Here is a 23,683-nt window from a genome sequence, read left to right as displayed (position 1 = left end):
GTCCTGTGATGAAATGGTAGAGACAAGTTGCGCTGCCTTGCATGGCGTGCGCGTGTTTGCGTGAGGCCACAGGATACCCAAGGCGACTGTCAGTTTCTGTCAGGAGCCGCCGGCCGCCGCCGCGCAGGGCGCCGGCGTCAAATGATCATGCCGGCGGCGCGGGGACTGGGCTACAATCGCGCCCTTGCGCGTGCACACTTTCAACATTTGATTTCTCCCGGTCGCCCCATGCTTATTCTGCTCTGTCGTGTCCTGCTCGGTGTTGCCGGCCTGCTGGCGTTCTTCTTGCTGGGCCAGCTGAGCGCCAACGAACTGGCGAAGATGAGCGTATTGCTGGCCGCCGCGCTGCTGGGCATGGGCGGCATGCTGCACGCCTGGCGTTGCCGTCCCGCCTGCGTCGCGCTGCTGCCGCGACTGGTGTTGCCCCTGTTTTATCTCGATGCGGCCATCAAGGGTTTCTTGCGCAGCTATTTTGGCATGCGGCCCAATCCAAATGCCGTTTTACAAGCGATGTTTGCGACAGATCAAGCCGAGACGGCGGAATTTTTCCTGCATAACAGTGCCGCGCTGGCGCAGGCGGCCGCCTGCCTGCTCGCCGTCAGCGTGGCCGTGCTGCTGGCCGACCGCCAGTTGCTGCGCCGCCTGGCGCCGCGCATGCAGGCGCCGCCCAGCCGCGCCCAGCAGGGCCTGGCCGTGTTCATGGCGGCATTTTTTATTCTCCTGCATTTCAATCCCACCATGCGCCGTGAAAACCCCGTGCTGTTCTGGCCCCTGCGCTACCAGCAATACACGGCGCAACTGGAGGCGATGCGCGCGATGCAGCACGCCGTCACGGCGGGCATGGCATCGCCGCGGGACTGGAAGGTGCGCTATATGGGCGAGCAGAGCCGCACCGTGATCCTGGTGATCGGCGAGAGCACCAACCGCGCCTCGATGTCGCTGTACGGCTATGCGCGCCCGACCACGCCACGGCTCGACGCCATGCGCTCGCAACTGCTGGTCTTCAACGACGTGATTTCACCGGCGTCGAGCACGGTGGAATCGATGATGACGATGCTCACGCCGGCCGATATCGGCAGTCCCGACGCGTGGATGGCCAAGCCGAACCTGCTGATGCTGGCCGAGGCGGCCGGCTACAAGACGTTCTGGGTGTCGAACCAGGCACGCAATGACGGCTGGATCGGCTTGCTGGCGGGCGAGGCCGACGAAAGCGACTTCATCAATTACGGCACGGGGCGCGGCGAAAACAATTTTGACGGCAACCTGCTTGCGCCGTTTGCGCAGGCGCTGCAGGATACGGCGCGCAAGAAGCTGATCGTGGTGCACCTGCTGGGCGCGCACCCCAGCTACGGCATGCGCTATCCCAGCCAGTTTTCGCATTTCGACGGCAGCCGCGATGCGGTGAGCGCGCACATGGCAAGGCAGGGCCGTTCGCTGTGGATACGCAGCCAGCGCAATGCCTACGATAACGCGATTCGCTATGGCGATCATGTGCTGGGCACGCTGATCGGCGTGGCCGGCAAGGCCCTGTCCGGCCAGGCCGCCGCCTTGCTGTACGTGTCCGACCATGGGCAGGAGGTAGGCCACAGCCGCAACCATGCCGGGCATTCGGCATCCGACAGGAGCGGCTACGAAATTCCCATGCTAATCTGGAGCAACAGCCTGGCGGCGCCGGCCGGCGCGGCGCGTGTGGCGCTGGAAAGCCGGCCCTATCAGACGGACAGGCTCGATGCGACCGTGCTGGGTTTGCTGAAGGTCGAGACGCGCTATTACGCGGCGCGCGACGATATCCTCAGCAACGGCTACGCGCCCGCGCAGCGCTACATGAATGGCGTGCGCTACCAGAAGGCGCTGGCGCCATAATGCGCAAGGGCCCGGCGCCGCCGCAAGGTGCGGCGGGACCGGGCCCACGGGAGCGGAGCGGATTACTTCTCGGCGAACGCGCGCTCGACGACAAAGTCGCCTGGCGTCGAGGTGTTGCCTTCCTTGAAGCCGCGCGCTTCCAGCATCTCCTTCAGGTCGCGCAGCATGTCCGAGCTGCCGCAGATCATGACGCGGTCTTCGGCAGGATTGAGCGCCGGCAAGCCCAGGTCTTCGGCCAGCTTGCCGTTCTCGATCAGTTGCGTGATGCGGCCCATGTTGCGGAAATCCTCGCGCGTCACGGTCGGGTAGTAGCGCAGCTTGTCGGTGACCATCTCGCCCAGGAACTCGTGCTGCGGCAGGTGCTCTTCCAGCAGCTCGCGGTAGGCCAGCTCATCGACCTGGCGCACGCCGTGCACGAGGATCAGCTGGTCGAAGCGCTCGTAGATGTCGGGATCGCGCACGATGCTGAGGAAGGGCGCCAGGCCCGTGCCCGTCGACAGCATGTACAGGCGCTTGCCTGGCAGCAGGTAATCGGATACCAGGGTACCGGTCGGCTTGCGGCCGACGATGACGGTGTCGCCCACTTGCAAGTGTTGCAAGCGCGACGTCAAGGGGCCGCCCGGCACCTTGATGCTGAAAAATTCCAGGTGGTCTTCGTAATTGGCGCTGGCGATGCTGTAGGCGCGCAGCAGCGGCTTGCCGTCCACGCGCAGGCCGATCATGGTGAAATGGCCATTCGAGAAACGCAGCGACGGGTCGCGCGTGGTGGTAAAGGAGAACAGGGTATCCGTCCAGTGGTGCACGCTTAAAACGCGCTCTTCATTCATCGAACTCATAGTGTTTGTTGGCTGGTCAAAAAAATGGTTAGTTGCTGGCAACTGCTGGCAAAAGTGAAACCCTGTGTAGGCCCAGCCGCTATTGTACTGGCCTCCACACGAAATTGTTACCGTCTATCGCCGCCATTGCTGCCGCACGCGGTGCCGACATTATAGTGCGGATGGCAAGATCGGGCTGGAATTCCCCCTGAAACGCACGGCCGGCATGCGGACTCTTGACCTGGCTCACTTTTTCAGGGGGCCGCGCCAGGGCTGCCGCCCGCGCGTGCCGGCGCGGCCGTGGCGGCGCCCCGGAAGCGCCGGCGCAGGGCGGCATTCGCCGGTTCGGACACATGGCGGGCGACGAGGGCGGCCACCAGCGCCGAGGCGGCCAGGAACAGCGCCAGCCACGGCAGGCGCTCCGCGTAGCCGAGGCCAGCCTTGTCGACCACGTTGCGCATGCCGGCCAGGACGATGATATGGAACAGGTACAGCTCATAGCTGTGGCGTCCCAGCCATTGCAGGGCGCCTGAGCGGCGCGCGCCGCCTGCCGCAGGCGCCGTGCCGCCGATGATGAAGGCGGCGCTGGCCAGCGCGATCAGGGTAAAACCGAAGACTTCATGGCCGCCGATGCCGCGCACGTACAGGGCCGCCAGGGCCAGGCCCGCCGCCCAGCGCAAGAGTCGCCCGGCCCGCGCGCCCGGCTGCCAGTGTTGTGTCAGCAAGGCCGTCAGGCAGCCGATGGCGATGGCGTCGAAACAGGCGGCATAGCCATACATGAAATAGATTTCGTTGTCCGCGTGCAGGCTGCGGTAGGCGGGACCGGCCACGATGGCCACGCCGCACAGCAGCATGATCGCCTGGCGCCGGCGCAGCAGGCGGCACGACAGCGGCAGCAGCAGATAAAACATTTCTTCGACGGACAGCGACCAGTACACGTTCAGGCAGTAATTGAAATAGCCGGCGCTTTGCATCAGCACGTTGTGCCAGAAGGTCAGCACGGAAGCGATGGCGATGACGAAATAGCTGGCAGGCAAGTCCTTGCCGCCGTCCGAATTGGCGAAGTAGGGCACGTCCAGCACGCCCAGCAGCACGATCAGGGACAGGGCCAGCAGTAGCGAAGGCAGCAGGCGCGCGATGCGGTAGGCATAAAACGCGGCCAGGTCGATGCGCGCCAGGTCGCCCCAGCGGCGCAGCGAGGTCGAGGTGATCAGGTAGCCGGAAATGACGAAGAATATGGTCACGCCGTAATTGCCCTGGTAGGCGGCTTTCAATAGCCAGTCCGGCAGGGCGGAGAGCGGGCTGTTCTTCAGACCGTAGGCGAGGGCGAAGTGCAGCAGCAGCACGCACAGGATGGCCGCACCGCGCAGGGCGTCAATAGGTTGATTACGGGTAGGCAATGGCGTCCTCGGCTGGTTTGGCGACATGAGGGGCAATTATGCGACACATGTCGCTCAAAGGTCAACGAATTTGCAATTGCCGGAACGGGCATGGCGAATGGAGCAGGGGATGGGGAAGTCTTGCGTGTATGATATTGCCGAACAGAATTGTTGGGCATCTGTCATCTTGCGGGCACGGCTATTCGTGCCTGCCAGCCCATGAATCTGCGTGCACGATTCCGGCCGCCAGGATGCCCGACCCACAGCGAAAGGTAATAACGATGTATAAAACAGTGCGCGAAATGTTCCTGCATTTCAAGGAAGCCGTCCCGTTCCGGCTCGTGCCGGCCCTGATCTGCACCGTCTTGCTGGTAAGCATGCTACTGCTGCCGGCGCCGGATGGCCTCACGCCCAAGGCCTGGGGCTTGCTGGCGATCTTCCTCACCACGATACTGGCGATCATATTAAAAGTCATGCCCATCGGCGTGATGGCCATGATGGCCATCGTCATCGTGTCGCTGTCGCAGGTGACGGCGACCTCGTCCAAGGGCGCCATCACGGATGCGCTGAGCAGCTTTGCCAATCCGCTGATCTGGCTCATCGTCGTGGCGATCCTGATTTCGCGCGGCCTGAAGAAAACGGGGCTGGGCAGCCGCATCGGCCTGCTGTTCATTTCCCTGCTGGGCAAGCGCACCATGGGCATCGGCTATGGCCTGGCGATCTGCGAACTGGTGCTGGCGCCATTTACGCCGAGTAACACGGCGCGCGGCGGCGGCATCGTCCACCCCGTCATGAAATCGATCGCCAACGCCTTCGATTCGGACCCGGCCAAGGGCACGGAAGGCAAGGTGGGCACGTATCTGGCCCTCGTCAATTACCACGCCAATCCGATCACCTCGGCGATGTTTTTGACGGCCACAGCGCCCAATCCGCTGGTGGTCGATTTCGTGGCCAAGGCCAGCGGCCAGAATTTCCACCTGACGTGGACCACCTGGGCCCTGTGCATGCTGCTGCCCGGCCTGGTCTGCCTGCTGGTGATGCCCCTGATTATCTATTGGCTGTCGCCGCCGGAGCTGAAGGCCACACCGGACGCCGTCACCTACGCCAAGGCGGAGCTGAAAGGCATGGGCCCGCTGTCGCCGTCGGAAAAAGTCATGCTGGGCACTTTCGGCTTGCTGCTGTTGCTGTGGGCGAACGTGCCCGCCATGCTGTTCGGCCCCGCGTTTTCGCTCGACGCGACGGTGGTCGCCTTTGTCGGCCTGTTCGTGCTGATCATCACGGGCACCATCGACTGGGACGACGTGCTGTCGGAAAAGAGCGCCTGGGACACTCTCGTGTGGTTCGGCGCCCTGGTCATGATGGCCGAGCAGTTGAACAAGACGGGCGTGATCGCCTGGTTCTCGGCCGGCATGAAGGCGGCGATCGTCGCCAGCGGCATGGACTGGCTGCCGATCGCCAGCGTCCTGGTGCTGGTGTTTGTCTTTTCGCATTATTTCTTTGCCAGCACGACGGCCCACATCAGCGCCATGCTGCTGGCCTTCCTGACGGTGGGCCTGCACCTGATCCCGGCTGAATACCACGTACCGTTCATGCTGATGATGACGGCCGGCTCGGCCATCATGATGACCCTGACCCATTACGCGACGGGTACCTCGCCCATCATCTTCGGCAGCGGCTTCGTGACGATGGGCAACTGGTGGCGGGTTGGCTTCATCATGTGCGTGGTGGAACTGCTGATCTTTGCCGTCGTCGGCACGACCTGGTGGAAGGTGCTTGGTTACTGGTAATGTGATACGGCGAGCTGCCCCTCAAGGCAGCTCGCCGCGCCCCGGTCCATGTTTTTTCTTGCAATAGCGGCAATAGCTGTTCAAACAGCCGGCGCCGCTGCAGCGATGCCTCGAAGGTGTCTCGCTAGGCGGCACGGTTGCTGATCTCGATGCCATGGGGACCCCGTGGCGGCCGCTGCACGCCCGATTCGAAACGCAGGAAGGCTTCCTGCAAATGTTCCTTCAGCAGGGTCTCGTCCCAGGGCTTGGTGATGAATTTATACACCGAGCCTTCATTGATGGCCGCCGTGACCGAATGCAGTTCCGGGTAGCCGGACAGCATCACGCGCACGATTTCCGGATAGACGCCCTTGATGCGGCGCAATAGTTCATTGCCGGACATGCCCGGCATGCGCGCATCCGTGAGGATCACGCCCACCGCATGGGCGGCCACCAGGTCCAGCGCTTCCTGCGGCTTGCTGGTACTGAGTATCTGGTAACCCTCCTTGCGCAGCGAGCGGCGCAGGGCGGACAGGATATGCTCCTCGTCATCGACCAGCAGCAGCACGCGCTGCGGCGCTTCGGCATGGCAACTCTCGGGCGGCAAATGGGTGCCGGCATGCAACATCAGATCCATTTCGGCGCCGGGCAGGGGGCGGCTGAAGTAATAGCCTTGCATGGCGTCGCAGCGGTTGGTATTGAGAAATCCCAATTGTCCCTCCGTTTCCACGCCCTCGGCCACCGTCGTCAGGTGCAGCGACTTGGCCATGGCGATGATGGAGCGGGTCAGCGAAGCGCCGTCCACGCTGTCGGTCACGTCGCGAATGAACGATTGGTCGATCTTGACCACGTCGATGGGGAACTGCTTGAGGTAGGACAGGCTGGAATAGCCTGTGCCGAAGTCGTCCAGCGACAGGGTGACGCCGATTTCCTTCAACTGCTCCAGCGCCCGCACCACGAGGTCGCGGTTTTGCATCAGCACGCTCTCCGTCAGCTCCAGTTCCAGGCAATCGGCCGGCACGCCGCTTTCCGCCAGCACGGCGCGCACCAGTTGCGGCATGTCGACCTGGCGGAACTGGCGCGCCGACACGTTGACGGCCATCGTCAGGTGCGTAAAGCCGTACGCATGCCAGACGCCCAGTTGCGCGCAAGCCGTGCGCAGCACCCATTCGCCGATGGGCACGATCATGCCCATTTCCTCGGCCAGGGGAATGAAGCGGTCCGGCGGCACCAGCCCGATGCCAGGCCTGCGCCAGCGCAGCAGCGCTTCCATGCCATAAATCTTGCCGCTGGTGAGGTCGACCTTGGGCTGGTAGTACAGTTCCAGCTCGCCCAGCGCCAGCGCCTGGTGCAGCGCGTGTTCGATTTCGGCCCGTTCTTCCACCAGCACGCCCATCTTGTGGTTGTAGAACTGGTAGCCGTTGCGGCCCTTGTCCTTGGCGCTGTAGAGGGCCGCATCGGCCGTCTTGAGCAGCAAGTCGGCGCTGTCGCCGTCGGAGGGAAAGACGCTGGCGCCGATGCTGGTGCTGACGTGCAAGGTATGTTCGCCCAGCACGAAGGGATCGATGAAGACCGCCAGCACTTTTTGCACGATCTGTTCGGCCGTCACGATATCGGGCAGATCCGTCAGCAGGATGACGAACTCGTCGCCTCCCTGGCGGGCCACGGTGTCGCCCCCGCGCACGGCCAGCTTCAGGCGGCGGGCCACTTCTTGCAGCAGCGCATCGCCCACCGGGTGGCCATAGCTGTCGTTGACGAACTTGAAACGGTCGAGGTCCAGCATCAGGGTGGCCAGGTGCAGGCGGGCGCGGCGCGCGTGGGCGATGGCCTGGCCGATGCGGTCGTTCAACAACTGGCGGTTGGGCAAATCCGTCAGCGCATCGTGGTTGGCCAGGTATTCGATGCGCCATTCCTGCAGCTTGCGTTCCGTGATGTCCTGCACGGTGCCGCGCATCAGCCGCACTTCGCCGCCTTCGCGTACGGCCTCGGCCTGGTGAAAGACGATGCACTCGCCGCCGTCCGGCCGCAGCACCTTGTGTTCCAGGCTGTAGCTGGTGCCGTTGGCATGCAGTTCCATGAAGGCATCGAGCAGCAGCGGGCGCTGGTCTTCGGGCAGGCATTGCAGCAAACGGTCGAAGCTGGTGGCGCCGGAACCGGTGTCCAGGCCCAGGATGCGCAGCAGTTCCGGCGACCAGTAGCCGTCGCCGCCGGTGCCCCGGCATTCCCAGTTGCCGAGGCGGGCCAGCGCCTGCGCGTGGCTGAGGCTATCCTGGATACGGCTCAGTTCGGTGAGCGCGCTGCTGGCCCGCAGCAGGTAGCGCAAGCGGTGCGCCAGCAGCCGCCATTGCATCGGCTTGGAAATGAAGTCGCTTGCGCCCGCTTCCAGCGCCTGCTTGATGGAGTCATCGTCGTCGTTGCCGGTCAGCACGACGATGGGCACGTGCGCGCCGCCGGGCAGCCGGCGCAGTTGTGCGCAGCATTCGAAGCCGCTCATGCCGGGCATGGCGACGTCGAGCAGGATCAGGTCGGGCACGCCGCGCTGGAAGGCGGCCAGCGCTTCCAGGCCGCTGGCCGCTTCCTCGATGCGGAAGCCTTCCGGCTCCAGCGCTTCCGTCACGAGGATGCGCGTCATGGTGTCGTCATCGACCACCAGGACCAGTGCTTGCGGGGGGTGTGCGGTATTCATGGGGTTTCCTTCTCAATGGCCAGGGCGGCGAGGACACGGTCGAGTTCTAGCTGGATGCCGCGGATATGCTGCAGCGCGCTGCCGACGTCATTGCCGCGCGCATATTGTTCGATTTCACGGCAGGTGGCCGACAGGCCCAGCGCGCCCACGTTGGCGCAGCTCGACTTGAGCGTGTGCGCGGCCAGCTGCAGCGCGGCGGCATCGCTGGCCCCGGCGGCCACTTCCAGCTGGCCCAGCAGGCGCGGGGCGTCGCTGTAGAACAGGTCGATGATGCGGCCCAGCACGTCGGGACGGCCGGGACGGCGCATGGCGCGCAGGTTTTGCAGGGCGGCGGCGTCGAGGATGGAGCTTGTTTCCGCCGACGCCGGGGCGGCCTGCGCCGGGACGGCTTCCTGCGCTGCCGCCGCCGGACGCCAGCGGGCCAGCACCGCCAGCAGGGCGGCGCGCGTGTACGGCTTGGCGAGGTAGTCGTCCATGCCCGCCTCGAGGCACAGTTCGCGGTCACCGAGGATGGCATTGGCCGTCAGGGCAATGATGGGCGTGCGGCTGCGGCCTTGCTCGGCTTCCATGCGGCGCAAACGCCGGGTCGCTTCAAAACCGTCCATTTCCGGCATCTGGCAATCCATCAGGATCACGTCGAACGGGGAGCGCTCCCACAGGGCCAGCGCGCGCCGCCCGTTGTCGGCCGGCGTGGCCTCGTAAACGGTATCTTCCAGCATGGCCAGGGCGATTTCCTGGTTGATCGCATTGTCTTCCACCAGCAGCATGCGCAGCGGCGCCCGGCCCGGGGCTGCGCCAGCGGCGTCCGGCGCGGCGGGCAGGGCAGGCAGGGCAGCGATCGTGGGCGCCAGGGTGCCGAAGCCGCCGACGGCCTCGATGCAGTGGCGCAGTTCCAGCGCCCGCACGGGCTTGGTCAGGCAGTATTCCACGCCCAGCGCCGTCACCTGGCGCAGCTCGGCCGAGCCATCGAGTGAACTGAGCATGATGATTTTCAGCGCCGCCATGCGCGCGTCGGCCTTGATCGCCCGCACCAGCTCGGCGCCATCCATGACGGGCATGCGCATGTCGATGATGGCCAGGTCGAACGGCCGTCCGCTACGCAGCGCCCCCTGCAGCAGGTCCAGCGCCTCGGCGCCGTCGGCGGCGCTGGCGGCCGCCATCTGCCACTCGATCGCGTGCTGCAGCAGGATACTGCGGTTGGTGGCATGGTCGTCCACGATCAGCACGCTCAAGGCATCGAGCGACACGCGCGGCGCCGGCGCCGCCGGCGCGTCCTCGGGCGCCACCTCGCCCACGACGACGGTGACGGCAAAGCTGGAGCCTTGTCCCGCCACGGATTGGAGCACGATGTTGCCGCCCATCATTTCCGCCAGTTGCTTGATGATGGCCAGGCCCAGTCCCGTGCCGCCATACTTGCGCGACGTGGTGCTGTCGGCCTGGCGGAAGGGCTGGAAGACGGCCGCGGCCGCTTCCGGCGCCATGCCGATGCCCGTGTCGCGCACTTCCAGGCGGATCTGGCCGGCGGCGGGGCAGCTGACATCGACGGAAATGTCGCCCCGTTCCGTGAACTTGGTGGCGTTATTGAGCAGGTTGGTGAGGATCTGGCGCAGGCGGACGGGGTCGCCGCGCACGTGCTGCGGCACGTCGGAGGCGATGCGGCAGGTAAATTCGATGGCCTTGCGCTGGATGCCGTTGGCAAACAGCGCCACCACATCGTCGATCACCTGGCGCAGGTCGAAGGGGATGTGTTCGAGCACCAGCTTGCCCGCCTCGATCTTGGAAAAGTCGAGGATGTCGTCGATGATGCTGAGCAGGCTTTCGCCCGAGCGGTGCACCGTGTGCACGAAACGCTGCTGCTTGGGACTCAGTTCTGTGCGCTGCAGCAATTCCGTCATGCCCAGCACGCCATTCATCGGAGTGCGGATTTCGTGGCTCATCTTGGCCAGGAATTCCGATTTGGCGCGGTTGGCGGCGTCGGCCTCGGCCTTGGCCTGCTTGAGCGCCAGGTCGCGCTGTTCGACATGTTCGAGCATGCCGTTGAAGCCCGTGATCAGCTGCCCCAGTTCGTCGCTGCCGTGCTGTGCCACGCGCACCGACAGCGCCTTGCCGTCGCGGATATGGGCCATGGCGTAGGACAGGCGCGCCAGCGGCCTGGCGATGGATGCGCTGATCAGCCCGGTGATGGCCACGCAGGCCAGCAGCAGCACCAGGGCGATGCCGAGGATCAGCACGAACGCATGCCGCACGCCATAGCGCACCTTGGCCACCGCATCCTGCTGCTGGGCCGTGATGCGCGCCACTTGCTGCGCGGAATACGCGGCCTGCTCACGCTCGAAGGCGCGCACATGCTCGATGACCTCGCTCAGCGCCATCTGGCTGTCCAGCACGCTGCCCTTGGCCTGCACCAGCCGTCGTCCCGAGCGCTCCACCGCGTCCAGATGGGTGTTGACGCCACGGGTTTCGGCCAGCAAGTCCAGCTGGCCTATGCTTTGCAGCAAGGTCTGCATGGTCGCCATGTCGCGGTGCAGGGCGCCGATGCGCTGCGCGATGTCGTGGCCCAGGCGCGTGACGTCGGCGGCGGCCGTGGCCAGCATGACTTCGCCCACGTCGATGCTGATGGCGTCGACGGCCAGGTTGATTTCGCCGCTGGCGTCCTCGATGCGGGCCGAGGTGTGCATGTAGCGGCCCGCCTCGGCCAGCCGGTCGCGTCCGATGGCCAGCTGCAGTTCGATGGGATCGAGTTCCTCGGCCAGGCGCAGGTGCGCAGTGGCCAGGGCGGCGCTGGTCTGTTCCTTCAGCGCGGCGTAGGCAGCCTGCTGCGCCGCGCCGGCGCCGCCCTCGGCCAGCACCTTGGCGCGCAGGGCCAGCAGGCCGGCGGCGGGATCGAGCATCTGCTGCGCCGTGGCCAGCAGTTTTGCCCGCAGCGCCTGCTGGGCCGGGCTGATGTCGCGCTCGCTGGTTCCCGCCAGGTGGGCGACGGCCGCCGTCAGCCGCTCGCGCAGGGGCGCGATGCGGAAACGGTTCTTCACGGCCTCCGTTTCGGCCAGCGCAATCTGCATGTCGTGTATGCTCTTGCGCAAGTCCGTCAGGTAGCGGGCGTTCTGGTTCAGGCGCTGGCTTTGCAGCTGCACCTCGGCGGCCGTGGCCTGGGCCTGGCCGTCGACCACGCGGATCTTGCTGCGCGCCCCCTTGGCGGCGGCCTTGATCTGCGCCAGCACTTGCCGTATCTCCGTTGCCTGCGCCTTGTAGTAGGCCTCGTTTTCCAGGCGCTTGCGCACGGCCACGCGCATGCGCTGGAATTCCCGTTCGAAGGCCGCGTGGTAGCGCGGTGCCTGCGACTCGCCATGGTGCCGCAGATCGTCGCTGATGCTCTCGGCTGCCTGGATATTGGCGACGATCTTGTTCGACACCTGTTCCAGCTGCGCCAGGTCTTCCGCCTTGCCCAGCTCGAAAAAATCCGAGGCCATGTCCTGCACGGTATAGCGCAGGCGCAACACGTCCGTGTACAGCGGCACCGTCTCGTCGGTCAAGCCGTGGACATGGGTTTCGATGCCTTTCACCAGCAGCAGGCCGGCCGCCGCCATGGCCGCCACGCCCGCCAGCAGGACGGTGGTACTGATGATCAGCTTGGTCCTGATTTTCATGCCAGGCTCCAGGGCGGGCCGGAAAAGTGGGCGCGCATCACTTGGCGCCAGGCGCCAGGTCCGCCGGGACGATCCTGCCGTCGGCGATGCGGGTCAGGAAAACGGCCGTCGACGCCTGGTGGTCGCCTGGCCGCAGCGTCACCCGCAAGCCGCCCAGGTCGAGCCGGTCGAAGGTTTCGAAACTCTGGATCAGGCGCTCGCGCGTGAGGTCGGCGCCCGCGCGGCGCAGCGCCGCCACCATCAGGGTGGCCGAGATACAGCCTTCGAAACTGACGAAAGACAGCCTGGCCGCCGGTACGTGCCTGGCCAGCAGGGCGGCGCAGTCCGCGGCAATCGGCAGCTGGCGGTCTTCCGGCAGGGGCACCACTTGTGAAATCACAATGTTGTTGCCTTCCGTGCCCAGCAGCTGCAGCAGGCTGTCGGTGCCGACGAAGGACACGGTGGCCAGGGCCGCCTTCAGCCCGGCCTGGCCCGCCTCGCGCACGAAGGCGGCCACCGGCGTGTAGGGGCCGGCCATGATCACCGCCTGCAGGTCGTGGCCGATCAGGGCCGCCAGCCCCGCCTTGACGGCCGTGGTGCCGCGCTGGAACGCCCCCTTGGCAACGAGTTCCATGCCGCGCCGCTGCAGTGCGCGCACGGTGCCGTCGAGCACGGCATTGCCGAAGCCGTCGTCCTGGTACAGCACGCCAAAGCGCTGGATGCCCCGGCTGGTGAAATACTGCACCAGAGCATCGGACTCATCGTCGTAACTGGCGCGGAAGTTGATGATTTCGTGCACCACGGGGCGGCGCAAGGTCATCGCGCCCGTAAACGCGCCCACCAGCGGCACCTTCATTTCCTGGACGATCGGGATGACGGCGTTGGTGGTGGGCGTGCCCACGTTGCCGAACAGGGCGAATACCTGTTTTTCCTCGACCAGCCTGAGCGTTTCGCTGATGGCGCGGTCCGGATCGTAGCCATCGTCGGCCACCACCAGCTCGATGCGCCGGCCATGGATGCCGCCGCTGCGGTTCGCTTCCTCGAAAACGGCCGTCGCGCCGTCGAGCATGGCCCGCCCCAGCCCCGAGGCGGCGCCCGTCTGCGCGTTGACCATGCCGAGCCGGATGTGCGTATCGCTGACGCCCGCTTCGGCCGCATGACCGATGCCGCTCCACAAGGTGATCGCCAGCCAGCAGCATGTCGGAAATAAACGCATCAGCTACCTTTATTGAGGTTGATCGATATCAATAGGTATAAGGATGCAATCGAGTATGGCCGAAATTGCCAACGCAAAACTCACACATAATCACGGCGCCCAAAGCCGTTGCGGCGCAGCGCGTTCAAGGCACGGGCAGCCGCACCACCACCTTGCCCCGTGCGCGGCCCTGCGCCAGGTAGGCCAGCGCCTGTTTCGCCTGCAGAAAAGGAAACACCTGGTCGATGACAGGGCGGATGGCGCCCGCTTCGAGCAGGGCGGCGATCTGCGCCAGCTGGCCGCCGTCGGGACGCACGAAGTGGAAGGCGTAGCTGGCGCCGCGCCGCCGCGCCTGGCCGATGATCTTGCGGCTGAGTAAGCCGAACACCAGTTGCAGCACCGGGTGCATGCCGCGCGCGCGCGCAAAGGCGGCGTCCGGCGGGCCGACCAGCGAGACGACGCGGCTGCCGGGCTTGACGATGCGCAAGGCCTTTTCCAGCCCGTCGCCGCGCACCGTGCCCAGCACGGCGTCGTAATCGCGCAGCACCTCCTCGAACGGCTGTTGTTTATAGTCGACCACCTCATCGGCGCCCAGGCCGCGCACCAGCGGCACGTTGGCCGTGCTGGTGGTCGTGCCCGTGCGGGCGCCCAGGTGTCTGGCCAACTGGATGGCAAACGTGCCGATGCCGCCGGAACCGGCCGGGATGAACACTTTCTGGCCCGGCCGCAGCTGCATGCGCTCGTGCATGGCTTGCCACGCCGTCAAGCCCACCATGGGAATGGAGGCCGCCTGCACGAAATCGAGGCTGGCCGGTTTCAGCGCGGCAGCCTGTTCGGGCACGACGGCAAATTCGGCCAGGCTGCCGTGCGGCGTGTCGAAAATGCTCGCATACACGGCGTCGCCCGCTTTAAAACGCGTGACGCCGCTGCCCACTTCCATCACCACGCCGGCCAGGTCGCTGCCCAGGGTGGCCGGCAAGCGCAGTTTTAATATCGGCTTGAAGTCGCCCCTGGGAATCAGGGTGTCGATGGGATTGAGGCCCACGGCGTGCACGCGCACCAGCAGTTCGCCGGGGCCGGGCGTGGGGCGGGGCAGTTCCGCAAACGCCACGTGATCGAGGCCACCGTATTTTTTAAGTTGCAATGCTTGCATGATGTTCTCTCTGAAGGCTGAAAAGGGCGCCGGCGTTCAGGCCAGGCGCAGGTCCTTGCGCAAGCCGGCGTCCAGCAGCGCGGCGGGCAGGAAACGGCGCATCAGGCGCAGGCGCGCCGCCAGCGGCCCGGCCGTGTAGCGCAGTTTCGGCCGGCTTGCCTGCGCCGCCGCCAATACCGTGCCGGCCACGACGCCAGGCGCATCGGCGCCGGCCATCAGCGCCTGCAGCCGGCGCGTGACGGCCGCGCTCACTTGCCGGTAGGCGGCCAGCGGGCTATCTGGCGCCAGCAGATTGGCTTCGAACGTGGTGTTCGTGTAGGCCGGCTCGATGACGCTGGCGCGGATGCCCCAGCCGCGCACTTCATGGTCGAGCGATTCCGTGTAGCCCTCGATCGCGTGCTTGGTAGCCGAATACAGCGCGCCATAAGGCATGGGCAAAAAGCCCACGACGGAACCGATGTTGAGGATGCGTCCGCCGCCCTGGGTCCGCATGTGGGGCAGCACGGCCAGGGTCATGCGCACGACGCCGTAAAAATTCGTGTCGAAGATGGCTTGCGCCTGCGCCATGCTGCTTTCCTCGGCGCCCGCCGGGGCCACGCCGAAACCGGCGTTATTCACCAGCAGGTCGATGCGGCCTTCGCGCCGCATCAGCTCGGCGACGGCGGCGGCGACGGACGCGTCGCTGGTGACGTCGAGCGCCAGCATCGCGTGGCCGACCGCATCGGCTTGCGCGCCGCGGCGGCTGGTGCCGTACACCGTGTAGCCCGCCTGCGCCAGGCGCTGGGCCGTGGCCGCGCCGATGCCGGACGAGGCGCCGGTGACGAGGGCAATCTTGTTATTGTTCATGGCAGTCCTTCAGTGGTGGATAGCATTGAATATGATGATCGTCATATTGTCATTTGAAAAAAAGCCCGGGACGGACCCGGGCCATGGGCGTTACGGCTGGTTTGTCTCTTGAAATTGCGCCAGGGTGGCCGCGCACAGCGCGTCCGACAGGGCCGGCTCGTCGACGGCGCGCGCCAGGATGGTGGTGCCGATCATGGCGCACACCGTCGCCATCGCTTGCGCGTGCGCTTCGGGCTGGCCCCAGTTCGGCAGCTGGCGCGCGAACAGGTCGATCATTTCCTTGATGTGGATGGTGGCGGCGCGCCGCACCTCGGGCGCCTGGCGCGGCATTTCCGAGCCTAGTGCCGAGACGGGGCAGCCCACCTCGATGGCGGCGATGTGTTCGGGCGACAGGTAGGCGGCCAGCATGGCCTGCAGCGCCTGGCCGGGCGGGGCGGCGGCCGCCACGCTGGCCGCCAGCGCCACGGCTTCGGCGCCCGCGCGGTCGCCCGCTTCGGCCAGCAGCGCGTCGCGCGAGGCGAAGTGCGCATAGAAGCCGCCGTGCGTCAGGCCCGCTTCCTTCATGATATCGGCCACGCCCGTGCCCGCATAGCCGCTGCGGCGGATGGCGCGCGTGGCCACCTCGACGATGCGTTCATGGGTGGCTTCCTTGCGGCTTTGCGCCGAGGGTTTCTTGTCAGATGATTTGTCGTAGGAGTTCTGCATGATGATCATCATATCGCAGTTTTCAAAACCGTGCAGGGCCCGTGCCGGCAAAAGGCGCTACGATGCATGCTATCGACATGCGACCAGGAGCGACAGATGGCAACTATTCAGATGGCAACTATTCCAGCGGCAGCGATGGAACACCTGTTTTCCTACGGCACCTTGCAGCAGCCCGAGGTGCAACTGGCCACCTTCGGCCGCCTGCTGGGCAGCCAGCCCGACCAGTTGCCCGGCTATCGCCTGGCGCAGCTGGCCATCAGCGATGCGCAGGTGGTGGCGACCAGCGGCAAGACGCATCATCCGATCGCCTCGCGCGGTGCGGCGGCCGATAGCGTGGCGGGCGCCGTGCTGGCCGTCTCGGCCGAGGAATTGCGGCAGGCGGACGGTTACGAGGTGGCCGACTACCGGCGCGAGCGCGTCACCCTGGCGTCGGGCCTGCAGGCCTGGGCCTATGTGGATGCGCGCGATGCCGCTCCGTGAGCGGCCTCGCGCCAGGTGAATGGGAGAAAAGTGCGGAAGTACCGGCCCGGGCAGCGTGCCCGGGCCGGCTATTGCAAGGTCAGGCCAGCTTGCGCTTGCCTGCGGAGACGCGGTTCCAGCCATAGCCGGCGATGATGATGGCCACGATGGCCGCCTGCGCCAGCAGGGTTTCCGCCGTCGGCAGGATGCCCAGCAAGTCGATGCGCATGAAGTCGACGGGCGTCACGCCGACCCAGCCCGCTTCCTGCAGCGCGGCCACGCCTTTGCCCATCAGGATCACGGCCAGCACGGCCACGAAGGCGGACGTCCACGAGAAGAATTTGCCAATCGGCATGCGCGCGCTGGTGCGCAGCAAGGCCCAGGCGATCACGACCAGCAGCACGATGGCCACCAGGAAGCCGCCCAGCAGGGCGCCGCCGTTGCCGTCCGCCGCCAGGGCGGAATAGAACAGCACGGTTTCAAACACTTCGCGGTAGACGGCGATGAAGGCCAGGGCGAACAGGCCCCAGGCCGAGCGCCGCGTCATGGCCGCCGTGAGTTTCTCGTGCAGGTATTCCTGCCAGCGCCCGGCGCTGCTCTTCTGGTGCATCCACAAGCCCACGCTGAGCAGGACCAGGGCCGCGAAGACGGAACCGAGCCCCTCGCTCACTTCGCGGCTGGCGCCGCTGATGGTGACCAGATACGTTGCCGCGACCCACGTCAGGCCGCCCGCCGCCAGGGCGCTGGCCCAGCCCGCATGCACGTAGGGCAGCACGTCGTTGCGCTTGGCCTTGCGCAGGAAGGCGATGATGCCGATCACGATCAGCAGCGCTTCCACGCCTTCGCGCAGCAGTATCGTCAGGGCGCCGATAAAGGTCGTCATCGGGTCGGCCTTGGCGTCGCCCAGTTCCGCTTCCACGTGGGTAAACAGTTGCTGCAGCTTGTCACCGGCCGCCTCGGCCTCGGCCACCGTGCCCTTGGCAACGGCGGAGCGGTAGGCCAGCATGGCGTTTTCCACGGCCAGCAGCAGGGACTTGTTGCGCGCGCCGACCATCGGCTCGATCGGCTCGAAACCGTCGAGGTAGGCGGACAGGCCCAGGCGCGTGGCGCCCGCGCGGTCGCCCGCGTGCACGGCGGCCAGGCTTTCGGCCAGGCGCAGACGCGACAGCGCCAGGCCGGTGGGCTTGTGCGCCTCGGCCTTGTCAGGATGGCTGCGCAGGTATGCCGTCAAGGCTTGCGCCTCGTCCGCGCCCAGCTTGGCCGCCGCCGCTTCCTGCGTCACGGTCGTCACGGCGGCCAGGTCCGCGTACAGTTGCTTGGCCCGTGGATCGTCCTGCCACAGCTTTTCGCCGTGCGCGCGCGCCGCCGCGTCGTGCGACATGCCGCCGACAAAAAAGGCCAGGTCCCAGCGCTCGTTTTCCGACAGTTGGCCGAAACTGGCCATCGAGGTGCCGGCCACGCCTTGCGAAATGACCTGGTACAGGGCCATCACGCTGCGCGACTGCGCCCGCTCGGCATCCGAGAAGGCGATCGGCTTCGGCTCCAGGCTGGCCGCCAAGGGGCCGTCGCCGCCGCCGGCCACGCCATGGCAGGAAGCGCACTGGGCCGCATACAGGGCCGCGCCGCGCGCCAGGTTAGGCAGCACTTTCGGCGCCACGGGGATCGGGTAGGCGGCGATCAGCAAGCCGTTCGCGTGGTGCGCCAGGCGCTTGACTTCCACGCCATCGGCCTTGGCCACGACGGCTTTGCGCAGGTCGGCGATGGCGGCGGCGATGGCCGCCTGCGACGCGTGGGCGGGCAGGGCGGCGATCTGCGTCGTCGCGTTGTCCGTGAAATCGAGCATTTCCGCGTATTCGGCCTCGCTGACCACTTTGCCGTGCTCGACGGCGCCGCTGTAATCGACGGCCACATAGTCAATCAATTGCCACAATTGCTTGGCGCCGGCGCCAGGATCGGCCACTTGCGCCTGCGCGCCACCGGCCAGCAACAGGCTGGCGGCCACGAGCGGATAGCATACGAGCCATTTCTTGATAGAGCTGAACATGATTCTCATTCTCATTTGTCGTTAACCCGGCGACTATAGGACAGACGGCGCGGGGTGTCAACGGCGCACGGCTGGGCGCGGGCGCAAAACAGCGCTGCCCTGGCCGATATTGCTGGCCAGTTGCCGCGTGTTTGCGCAATGGAACGAGGTTAATGGAGGGCTATTGCTTCGATGCCGGCTTGACGTACAGGCCCCTGGCCAGGCCATTGTCCGCATCGTCGACTTTCAGGCCGCCGTCGACGACGCGCAAGGCCAGCTTCTGGAATGCCTGGCCCCGCAGCCACTGCGCGTCGGTGACGGCAAACGCGGCGATGCGTTCCTGCGCGCGCGCGGGCGGCACGGGCAGCCATTGATAGTCGGCAGTTGAACCCTGGCGGCGCAAGCCGGCGCGCAGCCAGCGTTCCGACGCCGGCATGCGCACGATGGCGTCGCCGTTCGCCGCACTTACGGCCGTGGCCGTCTTGCCGCTGTGCGCTTCGAATTTTACCTCCACGCCGGCCATCGGCCCCACTTGGGGAAAGCCGACGATGGCCACCCACTGGCCCGCTTCGGCCGGTTTCTGGATGCGCATTTCCGCTTCCTCGAAGACGCGGAACCGTGGCTCCTTGCCGCCGTTGCCCGCCACCAGGGTCAGCACGTCGCCGTCAACGCGCCATGCTCCGCTCGCTTGCTCGTCCATACTGCCGTAGCTGAGCATCCACTCGAAGGTGCCGTCCTTTTTCAGCAGCAGTTCCGAGCCTGTTTCCATGACGCCTTGCAGGTAATAGTGCCCGGGCAGGAAGGAGGCGCCCTGGTCGGCCGCGCCAGCGGCAAGCGGCCAGGCGAGGGCGGCACAGGCCAGCAGGCCGGAAAGGGATTTTTTCATCGCGGTGTCCTTGTTGTGTCTTTTATGAAATGTCATGATAGCAACGGCAATTGCTTGCCGTCGCACCATAGGACACAGCGACCGCGCGGTGCAGCCGCGCTCAGCTGCCGCTGAAATCGAGCACGACGCGCGAGGCAACCTTGCCGTGCTCCAGGCGGCTGAAGATGTCATTGATGGCCGACAGCGGCTGCAATTCGATGCCGGCCTTGACCTTGCCGGTGGCGGCAAACGCGAGCGCCTCGGCCATGTCCTGGCGCGTGCCCACAAAAGAGCCGCGTATCGTCACGCAATTGGCGACGACGTCGAACAGCGGCGTCGGGAAGTCGCCCGGCGGCAAGCCCACCAGCACGCAGGTGCCGCGCTTGCGCGTCATCGCCACGCCTTGCTGGAAGGCATCGATCGACGGTGCCGTGATCAGCACGCCATGGGCGCCGCCGCCCGTCGCTTCGCGCAAGGCCGCCACGGGGTCGCCCTGGCGCGCATTGATGGTCACCTCGGCGCCGAGGGCGCGCGCATGCTCGAGCTTGCCTTCATCGATGTCGACGGCCGCCACGCGCAAGCCCATCGCTACCGCATATTCGATGGCCAGGTGGCCCAGTCCGCCGATGCCGGACACGGCCAGCCACTGGCCCGGCCGCGCCCCCGTTTCCTTGATGCCCTTGTAGCTCGTTACGCCGGCGCAGATGATGGGCGCGGCCTGCACGGCGGAAAGACCGGCCGGAATATGCGCGACATAGCGCGGGTCGGCCAGGATGTATTCGGCGAAGCCGCCATTCTTCGTGTAGCCGCCGAACTGCGCCTCGGCGCACACGGTTTCCCAGGCTGCCAGGCAATGTTCGCAATGGCCGCAAGCCGAGTAGAGCCAGGGCACGCCGACCCTGTCGCCCAGCTGCACCTCGGTCACGCCCGTGCCCACGGCCACCACCAGGCCGATGCCTTCATGGCCGGGAATGAACGGCGGCGTCGGCTTGACGGGCCAGTCGCCGCGCGCCGCATGCAAGTCAGTGTGGCACACGCCGCACGCTTCCGTCTTGACGAGGATCTGGCCGGGACCGGGCACCGGCACGGGCACCTCGCGCAGCGCCAGCGGCTGGCCCAGTTGCTCGACAACGGCGGCTTTCATGGTAGTGGGTATCATCTTGTTCCTTATGAGGTGGCTAATGCGTAGTGCAGGGCGCAGGCGCTCTGGCATGATCTATTTCACATAACAGAGCCTTGCGAATGATCACATTCTGCTGCACACAATAGGAAAATTGATTGATCTACATCAACATATACCGGCAAGAAAAGTGCATGCATACGCCAGCCGCGATATTTCGGGGCACACAGGACGCTTTGAATCCGGCCATCGGTGCGGAGCGCATGGCGGTTGTATCGCGGATATGGAAGTCGAATGGCATCAGCGCCCGCCGCTACGTCTCGCTGCTGCCCGGCGCGTGGCCGGCGCTCATCGTGACGGTCTTCAGCTTGATGCCGTCCTGGATATTGCATAAGTTCAGTGACACCTAGCGCCCAAGAAGACGCTACACTATCAAACACCAGCTTAAATATTTGAACATTGTGTTTCATTGATGGATTGAAACCGCAGGTGTTGGTGGCACGAGGCCATCACAACAGCCAGAATTTCGCAAAATGATGAAGTATCGAAATAAATATCGACATGAAATAGAATAATTAATATGGATTAAAATATGAAAATAATAATTTCAAGCTATTTATACTTCAATTTGTTGATTGCTTTTAATGGCGGAAATGTTCACGCAGAAAACTTGAATTCGGCAACATCGGGGCAATTATTTTTGCAGAATGGTGTAGGTGCTGTCCCGAGAGATATTACGAAAAAATTGAAGGAATCGGGCAGTGTTACCGATTTTGGGGCAGATCCAACCGGCGTGGCAGATTCGACCGCTGCCTTTCAGAAGGCAATTGCCGCTTATTCCAGTGTATTTATCCCGGCAGGAAAATACATGATAGATCCGAGTCAAGGCATCGTTGTGCGAACGGGGTTGAATTTATGGGGTGATGGAAAGAACAAGACAGTACTATTTGCAAAGCCGGGTGGCTGTACTACGGCGCAATTGGCCAGTTATCGCGGATGCGCGATTATCCGTCGAAATTTCAGTATGGCACCAGCCAAAAATTCTTATGTCAACGATGTACGATTGGCTGATTTTGCAGTTGTAATGACTCATCCATTAAAGAGCGTGACGTCAACGGAAATCCAGATTGGCATCGATATGAGGAATATTACGCGTTCAATCGTTGAGCGGGTACATGTCGGGAATATTGCACCGGTAGGTGGACCATACGTTAAATCTATCAATGGAAACTACGAAATACAAGGTTACGGAATTGTGCTGGGCAATGTCAGCTCAGGAGCATCTTCGTATGCTGGCGGCGAAGTTAATACAATTCGTGACTGCTCGATATGGGGTGCTTACAAACTTGTTGTAATTGATGACAAAATACTGTCGCCACAATCAGCGGCACACGCCACAACGGTGGTGAACTCGGATTTGCAGACAGGTCAACATATTTTGGTTCAAGAATCAAGGTACACAACCGGTATTTCATGGCGGGATAATACTCTTCAAGATGTAAGGAAACAGTTCGGAAATACAGGGCCGTCTTATGTGCTACGCGCAGATGGTTATGGCAACGAATTCAGCGGTGGGTATATTGAGGCGGGTTCAGGCGCGGATTACCTGTTATATCTTGGTAACGCATCTAGATCGAACAACTTCCGGCTGAGTGCTTATACGGCAACTAATGCCGCCGCCATTACTGACTTGGGAAGTAAAAACCGGATACGCTTATTTGAAAATGGAGGGAGTATCCCGGGGGGCGTTGACTCATCTGGCGCGGATATGGTTTTGTATAACAAGGCACTTAAAAGTCCTTGGGTAAAATTTCACTGGGATGGTTCCACCATTGTTATTGACGGCGGGCAAGGCGCTACTGTTTCTAGAACATCAATAGGAACATACACTATAACATGGACTCGTACCATGCCCAGCGATAATTACTCATTATCTGTTGTCCTGGATACAAATGCATCGGGTCATGGTGGTATAGTCTCGATAGGATCAAGCACAGCCAGTAGTATCAAACTTTATACATATGCTTTAAATGCAGGTTCCAGTACCATCATAGACCCGCGTCACGTATGGGTGCGTGCAGAGCAGTGATTTATTATTGTGACGCATTTACTTTGGCACTGATGCTGCCTGCGAAGGCTTTTATTCGCAAGCTCAGGATGATTTACGTTGCCAAACTGGTGGCCAATACAGTTGCCATAGTAAGTTCAATAGCTTTATCAAGGTATGGGAACAGAAGCAATATGTAGCCTTCCTCAGCATTCACCACAGAACTCCTCATGGACGAAGCCCAAGATCAACGACAAATGGAATCTTCTGGTAGATCGGTGACCTACGCAAACGAGCTTTAGCATGCAACTAGTAGCTTAAAAAAAGTAGTGTTTTGAGTTCAGCAACGGCAGTGTACTTGCCTTGCTGAACATTGATCCAAAAATAAGTACCTCACATCCCTCATCTTCAATTTTACATAATATAAAGAACTAGTATAGTTGCAGTGCCTATTGCCATAGAGAGGAGGGGGGTGATTTGTACAAAACCTCCTTGTAACTTAAAGTTCTTCGATTTCAAATTTCGTTGCTCTTCGGCTAGGGCTACGAAGGCTTCCCCAGGCTCCACGCCCGCCTCGATGGCAATCTTCAGGGCAAGATCGTAGTCCGGCAATCTATTGCCCTGCATATACCGCGCTAAAGTTGGCTGCGGTACACCCCACGTTCTGGCCATTGAATTGACGGAACGCCCCTTTAGTGCCATTTCTATCAAGTCAGAATATTTCATAGATATTATCCATTTCAGTTATTCCGTTCGGAGTACTAACGTGTATTAGTACGACCGGTATAGCTTTTTACCCAGTACGTTTCTTCATCCTAGCACATTCGTAGACGTTTCAAATCGCTCTAGCGGGCGAAATCGGGGGCAGCATGGCTAGCCAATTTGTCCTGAGTGATGACGCTGTGAACGAATCCATTTTGGCGCTCCTGTCGCGCCGTGCCGAAGGGCAGGAGCAGCTTGCTCTCCTTCCTTTGCTGCCAGCAAACCTCACGCATCAGATTGACCTGCAACTTGCGGAAATAGCAAAGCTCGATGCTGTGATTGATGAGCTTTCCCGCTATCAAGCTTCCTCGATGGCAGTTCGATTACTACTGACTTCTCACGCCAATCCGGCATTTCATCAATCGCTCTAGCGGGC

Annotated in this window: 18 protein-coding genes; 6 read left to right on the top strand and 12 right to left on the bottom strand. The window is 63.6% G+C overall.

Translation table 11 applies throughout. From position 1 onward, the window contains the following. Nucleotides 1-228: 228 nt before the first annotated feature. On the top strand, nucleotides 229-1,863 hold the full coding sequence (locus AC3RCJ_RS15895; protein WP_492964646.1) for a phosphoethanolamine transferase: 1,635 nt from the start codon (nucleotides 229-231) through the stop codon (nucleotides 1,861-1,863). A gap of 62 nt (nucleotides 1,864-1,925) precedes the next feature. Here the strand turns inward: AC3RCJ_RS15895 and AC3RCJ_RS15890 are convergent, their stop codons facing one another. Beyond that, nucleotides 1,926-2,699 carry a ferredoxin--NADP reductase gene (locus AC3RCJ_RS15890; RefSeq protein ID WP_492964645.1) on the bottom strand — a complete coding sequence of 258 codons (774 nt, stop codon included), beginning with the start codon at nucleotides 2,697-2,699 and terminating at the stop codon, nucleotides 1,926-1,928. A 233-nt stretch (nucleotides 2,700-2,932) separates the two neighbouring features. Beyond that, nucleotides 2,933-4,078, bottom strand: a complete 1,146-nt coding sequence (locus AC3RCJ_RS15885; protein WP_492964644.1) for an acyltransferase family protein — start codon at nucleotides 4,076-4,078, stop codon at nucleotides 2,933-2,935. Nucleotides 4,079-4,338: 260 nt separating this feature from the next. Here AC3RCJ_RS15885 and AC3RCJ_RS15880 point away from each other — a divergent pair, with 260 nt between their 5' ends. Then, nucleotides 4,339-5,844 (top strand): DASS family sodium-coupled anion symporter, encoded by a 1,506-nt coding sequence (locus AC3RCJ_RS15880; protein ID WP_492964643.1) that lies wholly within the window; start codon nucleotides 4,339-4,341, stop codon nucleotides 5,842-5,844. Nucleotides 5,845-5,968: 124 nt separating this feature from the next. On the opposite strand, the gene AC3RCJ_RS15875 is transcribed toward AC3RCJ_RS15880, so the two are convergent. The 6 genes from AC3RCJ_RS15875 to AC3RCJ_RS15850 form a co-directional block, all read right to left on the bottom strand. After that, a complete protein-coding gene (locus AC3RCJ_RS15875) occupies nucleotides 5,969-8,509 on the bottom strand; it encodes an EAL domain-containing protein (protein ID WP_492964642.1) in 2,541 nt (846 codons plus the stop codon). Beyond that, nucleotides 8,506-12,153 carry a response regulator gene (locus AC3RCJ_RS15870; protein WP_492964641.1) on the bottom strand — a complete coding sequence of 1,216 codons (3,648 nt, stop codon included), beginning with the start codon at nucleotides 12,151-12,153 and terminating at the stop codon, nucleotides 8,506-8,508. Before AC3RCJ_RS15870 ends, AC3RCJ_RS15875 begins: the two co-directional genes overlap by 4 nt. A gap of 37 nt (nucleotides 12,154-12,190) precedes the next feature. Next, nucleotides 12,191-13,348 carry an ABC transporter substrate-binding protein gene (locus tag AC3RCJ_RS15865; protein ID WP_492964640.1) on the bottom strand — a complete coding sequence of 386 codons (1,158 nt, stop codon included), beginning with the start codon at nucleotides 13,346-13,348 and terminating at the stop codon, nucleotides 12,191-12,193. 124 nt (nucleotides 13,349-13,472) lie between these two features. Next, nucleotides 13,473-14,480: an NADP-dependent oxidoreductase gene (locus tag AC3RCJ_RS15860; protein ID WP_492964639.1), complete on the bottom strand. Its 1,008-nt coding sequence runs from the start codon at nucleotides 14,478-14,480 to the stop codon at nucleotides 13,473-13,475. A gap of 36 nt (nucleotides 14,481-14,516) precedes the next feature. Next, complete coding sequence (locus AC3RCJ_RS15855; RefSeq protein ID WP_492964638.1) at nucleotides 14,517-15,326, bottom strand: oxidoreductase; 810 nt, start codon at nucleotides 15,324-15,326, stop codon at nucleotides 14,517-14,519. A 90-nt stretch (nucleotides 15,327-15,416) separates the two neighbouring features. Then, complete coding sequence (locus AC3RCJ_RS15850; protein WP_492964637.1) at nucleotides 15,417-16,043, bottom strand: TetR/AcrR family transcriptional regulator; 627 nt, start codon at nucleotides 16,041-16,043, stop codon at nucleotides 15,417-15,419. Nucleotides 16,044-16,142: 99 nt separating this feature from the next. On the opposite strand from AC3RCJ_RS15850, the gene AC3RCJ_RS15845 reads away from it, so the two are divergent. After that, entirely contained in the window at nucleotides 16,143-16,511 is a 369-nt protein-coding gene (locus AC3RCJ_RS15845) for a gamma-glutamylcyclotransferase family protein (protein WP_492964636.1), read from the top strand. Nucleotides 16,512-16,590: 79 nt separating this feature from the next. Here the strand turns inward: AC3RCJ_RS15845 and AC3RCJ_RS15840 are convergent, their stop codons facing one another. From AC3RCJ_RS15840 to AC3RCJ_RS15830, 3 genes are all read right to left on the bottom strand, one after another. After that, a complete protein-coding gene (locus AC3RCJ_RS15840) occupies nucleotides 16,591-18,534 on the bottom strand; it encodes an FTR1 family protein (RefSeq protein WP_492962975.1) in 1,944 nt (647 codons plus the stop codon). Nucleotides 18,535-18,694: 160 nt separating this feature from the next. Continuing rightward, on the bottom strand, nucleotides 18,695-19,399 hold the full coding sequence (locus tag AC3RCJ_RS15835) for a hypothetical protein (RefSeq protein WP_492962973.1): 705 nt from the start codon (nucleotides 19,397-19,399) through the stop codon (nucleotides 18,695-18,697). A gap of 100 nt (nucleotides 19,400-19,499) precedes the next feature. Beyond that, complete coding sequence (locus AC3RCJ_RS15830; protein ID WP_492962971.1) at nucleotides 19,500-20,522, bottom strand: zinc-dependent alcohol dehydrogenase; 1,023 nt, start codon at nucleotides 20,520-20,522, stop codon at nucleotides 19,500-19,502. 170 nt (nucleotides 20,523-20,692) lie between these two features. On the opposite strand from AC3RCJ_RS15830, the gene AC3RCJ_RS15825 reads away from it, so the two are divergent. Both AC3RCJ_RS15825 and AC3RCJ_RS15820 read left to right on the top strand, forming a co-directional pair. Next, the gene (locus AC3RCJ_RS15825; RefSeq protein WP_492964635.1) at nucleotides 20,693-20,908 is read left to right on the top strand and encodes a hypothetical protein; all 216 of its coding nucleotides are present in this window, start codon (nucleotides 20,693-20,695) and stop codon (nucleotides 20,906-20,908) included. A 182-nt stretch (nucleotides 20,909-21,090) separates the two neighbouring features. Beyond that, complete coding sequence (locus tag AC3RCJ_RS15820; protein ID WP_492962967.1) at nucleotides 21,091-22,587, top strand: glycosyl hydrolase family 28-related protein; 1,497 nt, start codon at nucleotides 21,091-21,093, stop codon at nucleotides 22,585-22,587. Between the two features lie 372 nt (nucleotides 22,588-22,959). On the opposite strand, the gene AC3RCJ_RS15815 is transcribed toward AC3RCJ_RS15820, so the two are convergent. Further along, the gene (locus AC3RCJ_RS15815) at nucleotides 22,960-23,271 is read right to left on the bottom strand and encodes a helix-turn-helix domain-containing protein (RefSeq protein ID WP_492962965.1); all 312 of its coding nucleotides are present in this window, start codon (nucleotides 23,269-23,271) and stop codon (nucleotides 22,960-22,962) included. Between the two features lie 143 nt (nucleotides 23,272-23,414). Here AC3RCJ_RS15815 and AC3RCJ_RS15810 point away from each other — a divergent pair, with 143 nt between their 5' ends. After that, nucleotides 23,415-23,678 carry a hypothetical protein gene (locus AC3RCJ_RS15810; RefSeq protein WP_141749903.1) on the top strand — a complete coding sequence of 88 codons (264 nt, stop codon included), beginning with the start codon at nucleotides 23,415-23,417 and terminating at the stop codon, nucleotides 23,676-23,678. The last annotated feature ends 5 nt before the right edge of the window (nucleotides 23,679-23,683 follow it).

This window comes from Janthinobacterium sp. GW822-FHT07H11 (assembly GCF_058798615.1).
This window is presented reverse-complemented; position numbering and strand designations above follow the sequence as displayed.

Excerpts from the sequence above, each read along its gene's own strand:
- AC3RCJ_RS15895 (WP_492964646.1), top strand. The coding sequence starts at position 229 with ATGCTTATTCTGCTCTGTCGTGTCCTGCTCGGTGTTGCCGGCCTGCTG.
- AC3RCJ_RS15890 (WP_492964645.1), bottom strand. The coding sequence starts at position 2,699 with ATGAGTTCGATGAATGAAGAGCGCGTTTTAAGCGTGCACCACTGGACG.
- AC3RCJ_RS15880 (WP_492964643.1), top strand. The coding sequence starts at position 4,339 with ATGTATAAAACAGTGCGCGAAATGTTCCTGCATTTCAAGGAAGCCGTC.
- AC3RCJ_RS15875 (WP_492964642.1), bottom strand. The coding sequence starts at position 8,509 with ATGAATACCGCACACCCCCCGCAAGCACTGGTCCTGGTGGTCGATGAC.
- AC3RCJ_RS15870 (WP_492964641.1), bottom strand. The coding sequence starts at position 12,153 with ATGAAAATCAGGACCAAGCTGATCATCAGTACCACCGTCCTGCTGGCG.
- AC3RCJ_RS15865 (WP_492964640.1), bottom strand. The coding sequence starts at position 13,348 with ATGCGTTTATTTCCGACATGCTGCTGGCTGGCGATCACCTTGTGGAGC.
- AC3RCJ_RS15860 (WP_492964639.1), bottom strand. The coding sequence starts at position 14,480 with ATGCAAGCATTGCAACTTAAAAAATACGGTGGCCTCGATCACGTGGCG.
- AC3RCJ_RS15855 (WP_492964638.1), bottom strand. The coding sequence starts at position 15,326 with ATGAACAATAACAAGATTGCCCTCGTCACCGGCGCCTCGTCCGGCATC.
- AC3RCJ_RS15850 (WP_492964637.1), bottom strand. The coding sequence starts at position 16,043 with ATGATGATCATCATGCAGAACTCCTACGACAAATCATCTGACAAGAAA.
- AC3RCJ_RS15845 (WP_492964636.1), top strand. The coding sequence starts at position 16,143 with ATGGCAACTATTCCAGCGGCAGCGATGGAACACCTGTTTTCCTACGGC.
- AC3RCJ_RS15840 (WP_492962975.1), bottom strand. The coding sequence starts at position 18,534 with ATGTTCAGCTCTATCAAGAAATGGCTCGTATGCTATCCGCTCGTGGCC.
- AC3RCJ_RS15835 (WP_492962973.1), bottom strand. The coding sequence starts at position 19,399 with ATGAAAAAATCCCTTTCCGGCCTGCTGGCCTGTGCCGCCCTCGCCTGG.
- AC3RCJ_RS15830 (WP_492962971.1), bottom strand. The coding sequence starts at position 20,522 with ATGAAAGCCGCCGTTGTCGAGCAACTGGGCCAGCCGCTGGCGCTGCGC.
- AC3RCJ_RS15825 (WP_492964635.1), top strand. The coding sequence starts at position 20,693 with ATGCATACGCCAGCCGCGATATTTCGGGGCACACAGGACGCTTTGAAT.
- AC3RCJ_RS15820 (WP_492962967.1), top strand. The coding sequence starts at position 21,091 with ATGAAAATAATAATTTCAAGCTATTTATACTTCAATTTGTTGATTGCT.
- AC3RCJ_RS15815 (WP_492962965.1), bottom strand. The coding sequence starts at position 23,271 with ATGAAATATTCTGACTTGATAGAAATGGCACTAAAGGGGCGTTCCGTC.
- AC3RCJ_RS15810 (WP_141749903.1), top strand. The coding sequence starts at position 23,415 with ATGGCTAGCCAATTTGTCCTGAGTGATGACGCTGTGAACGAATCCATT.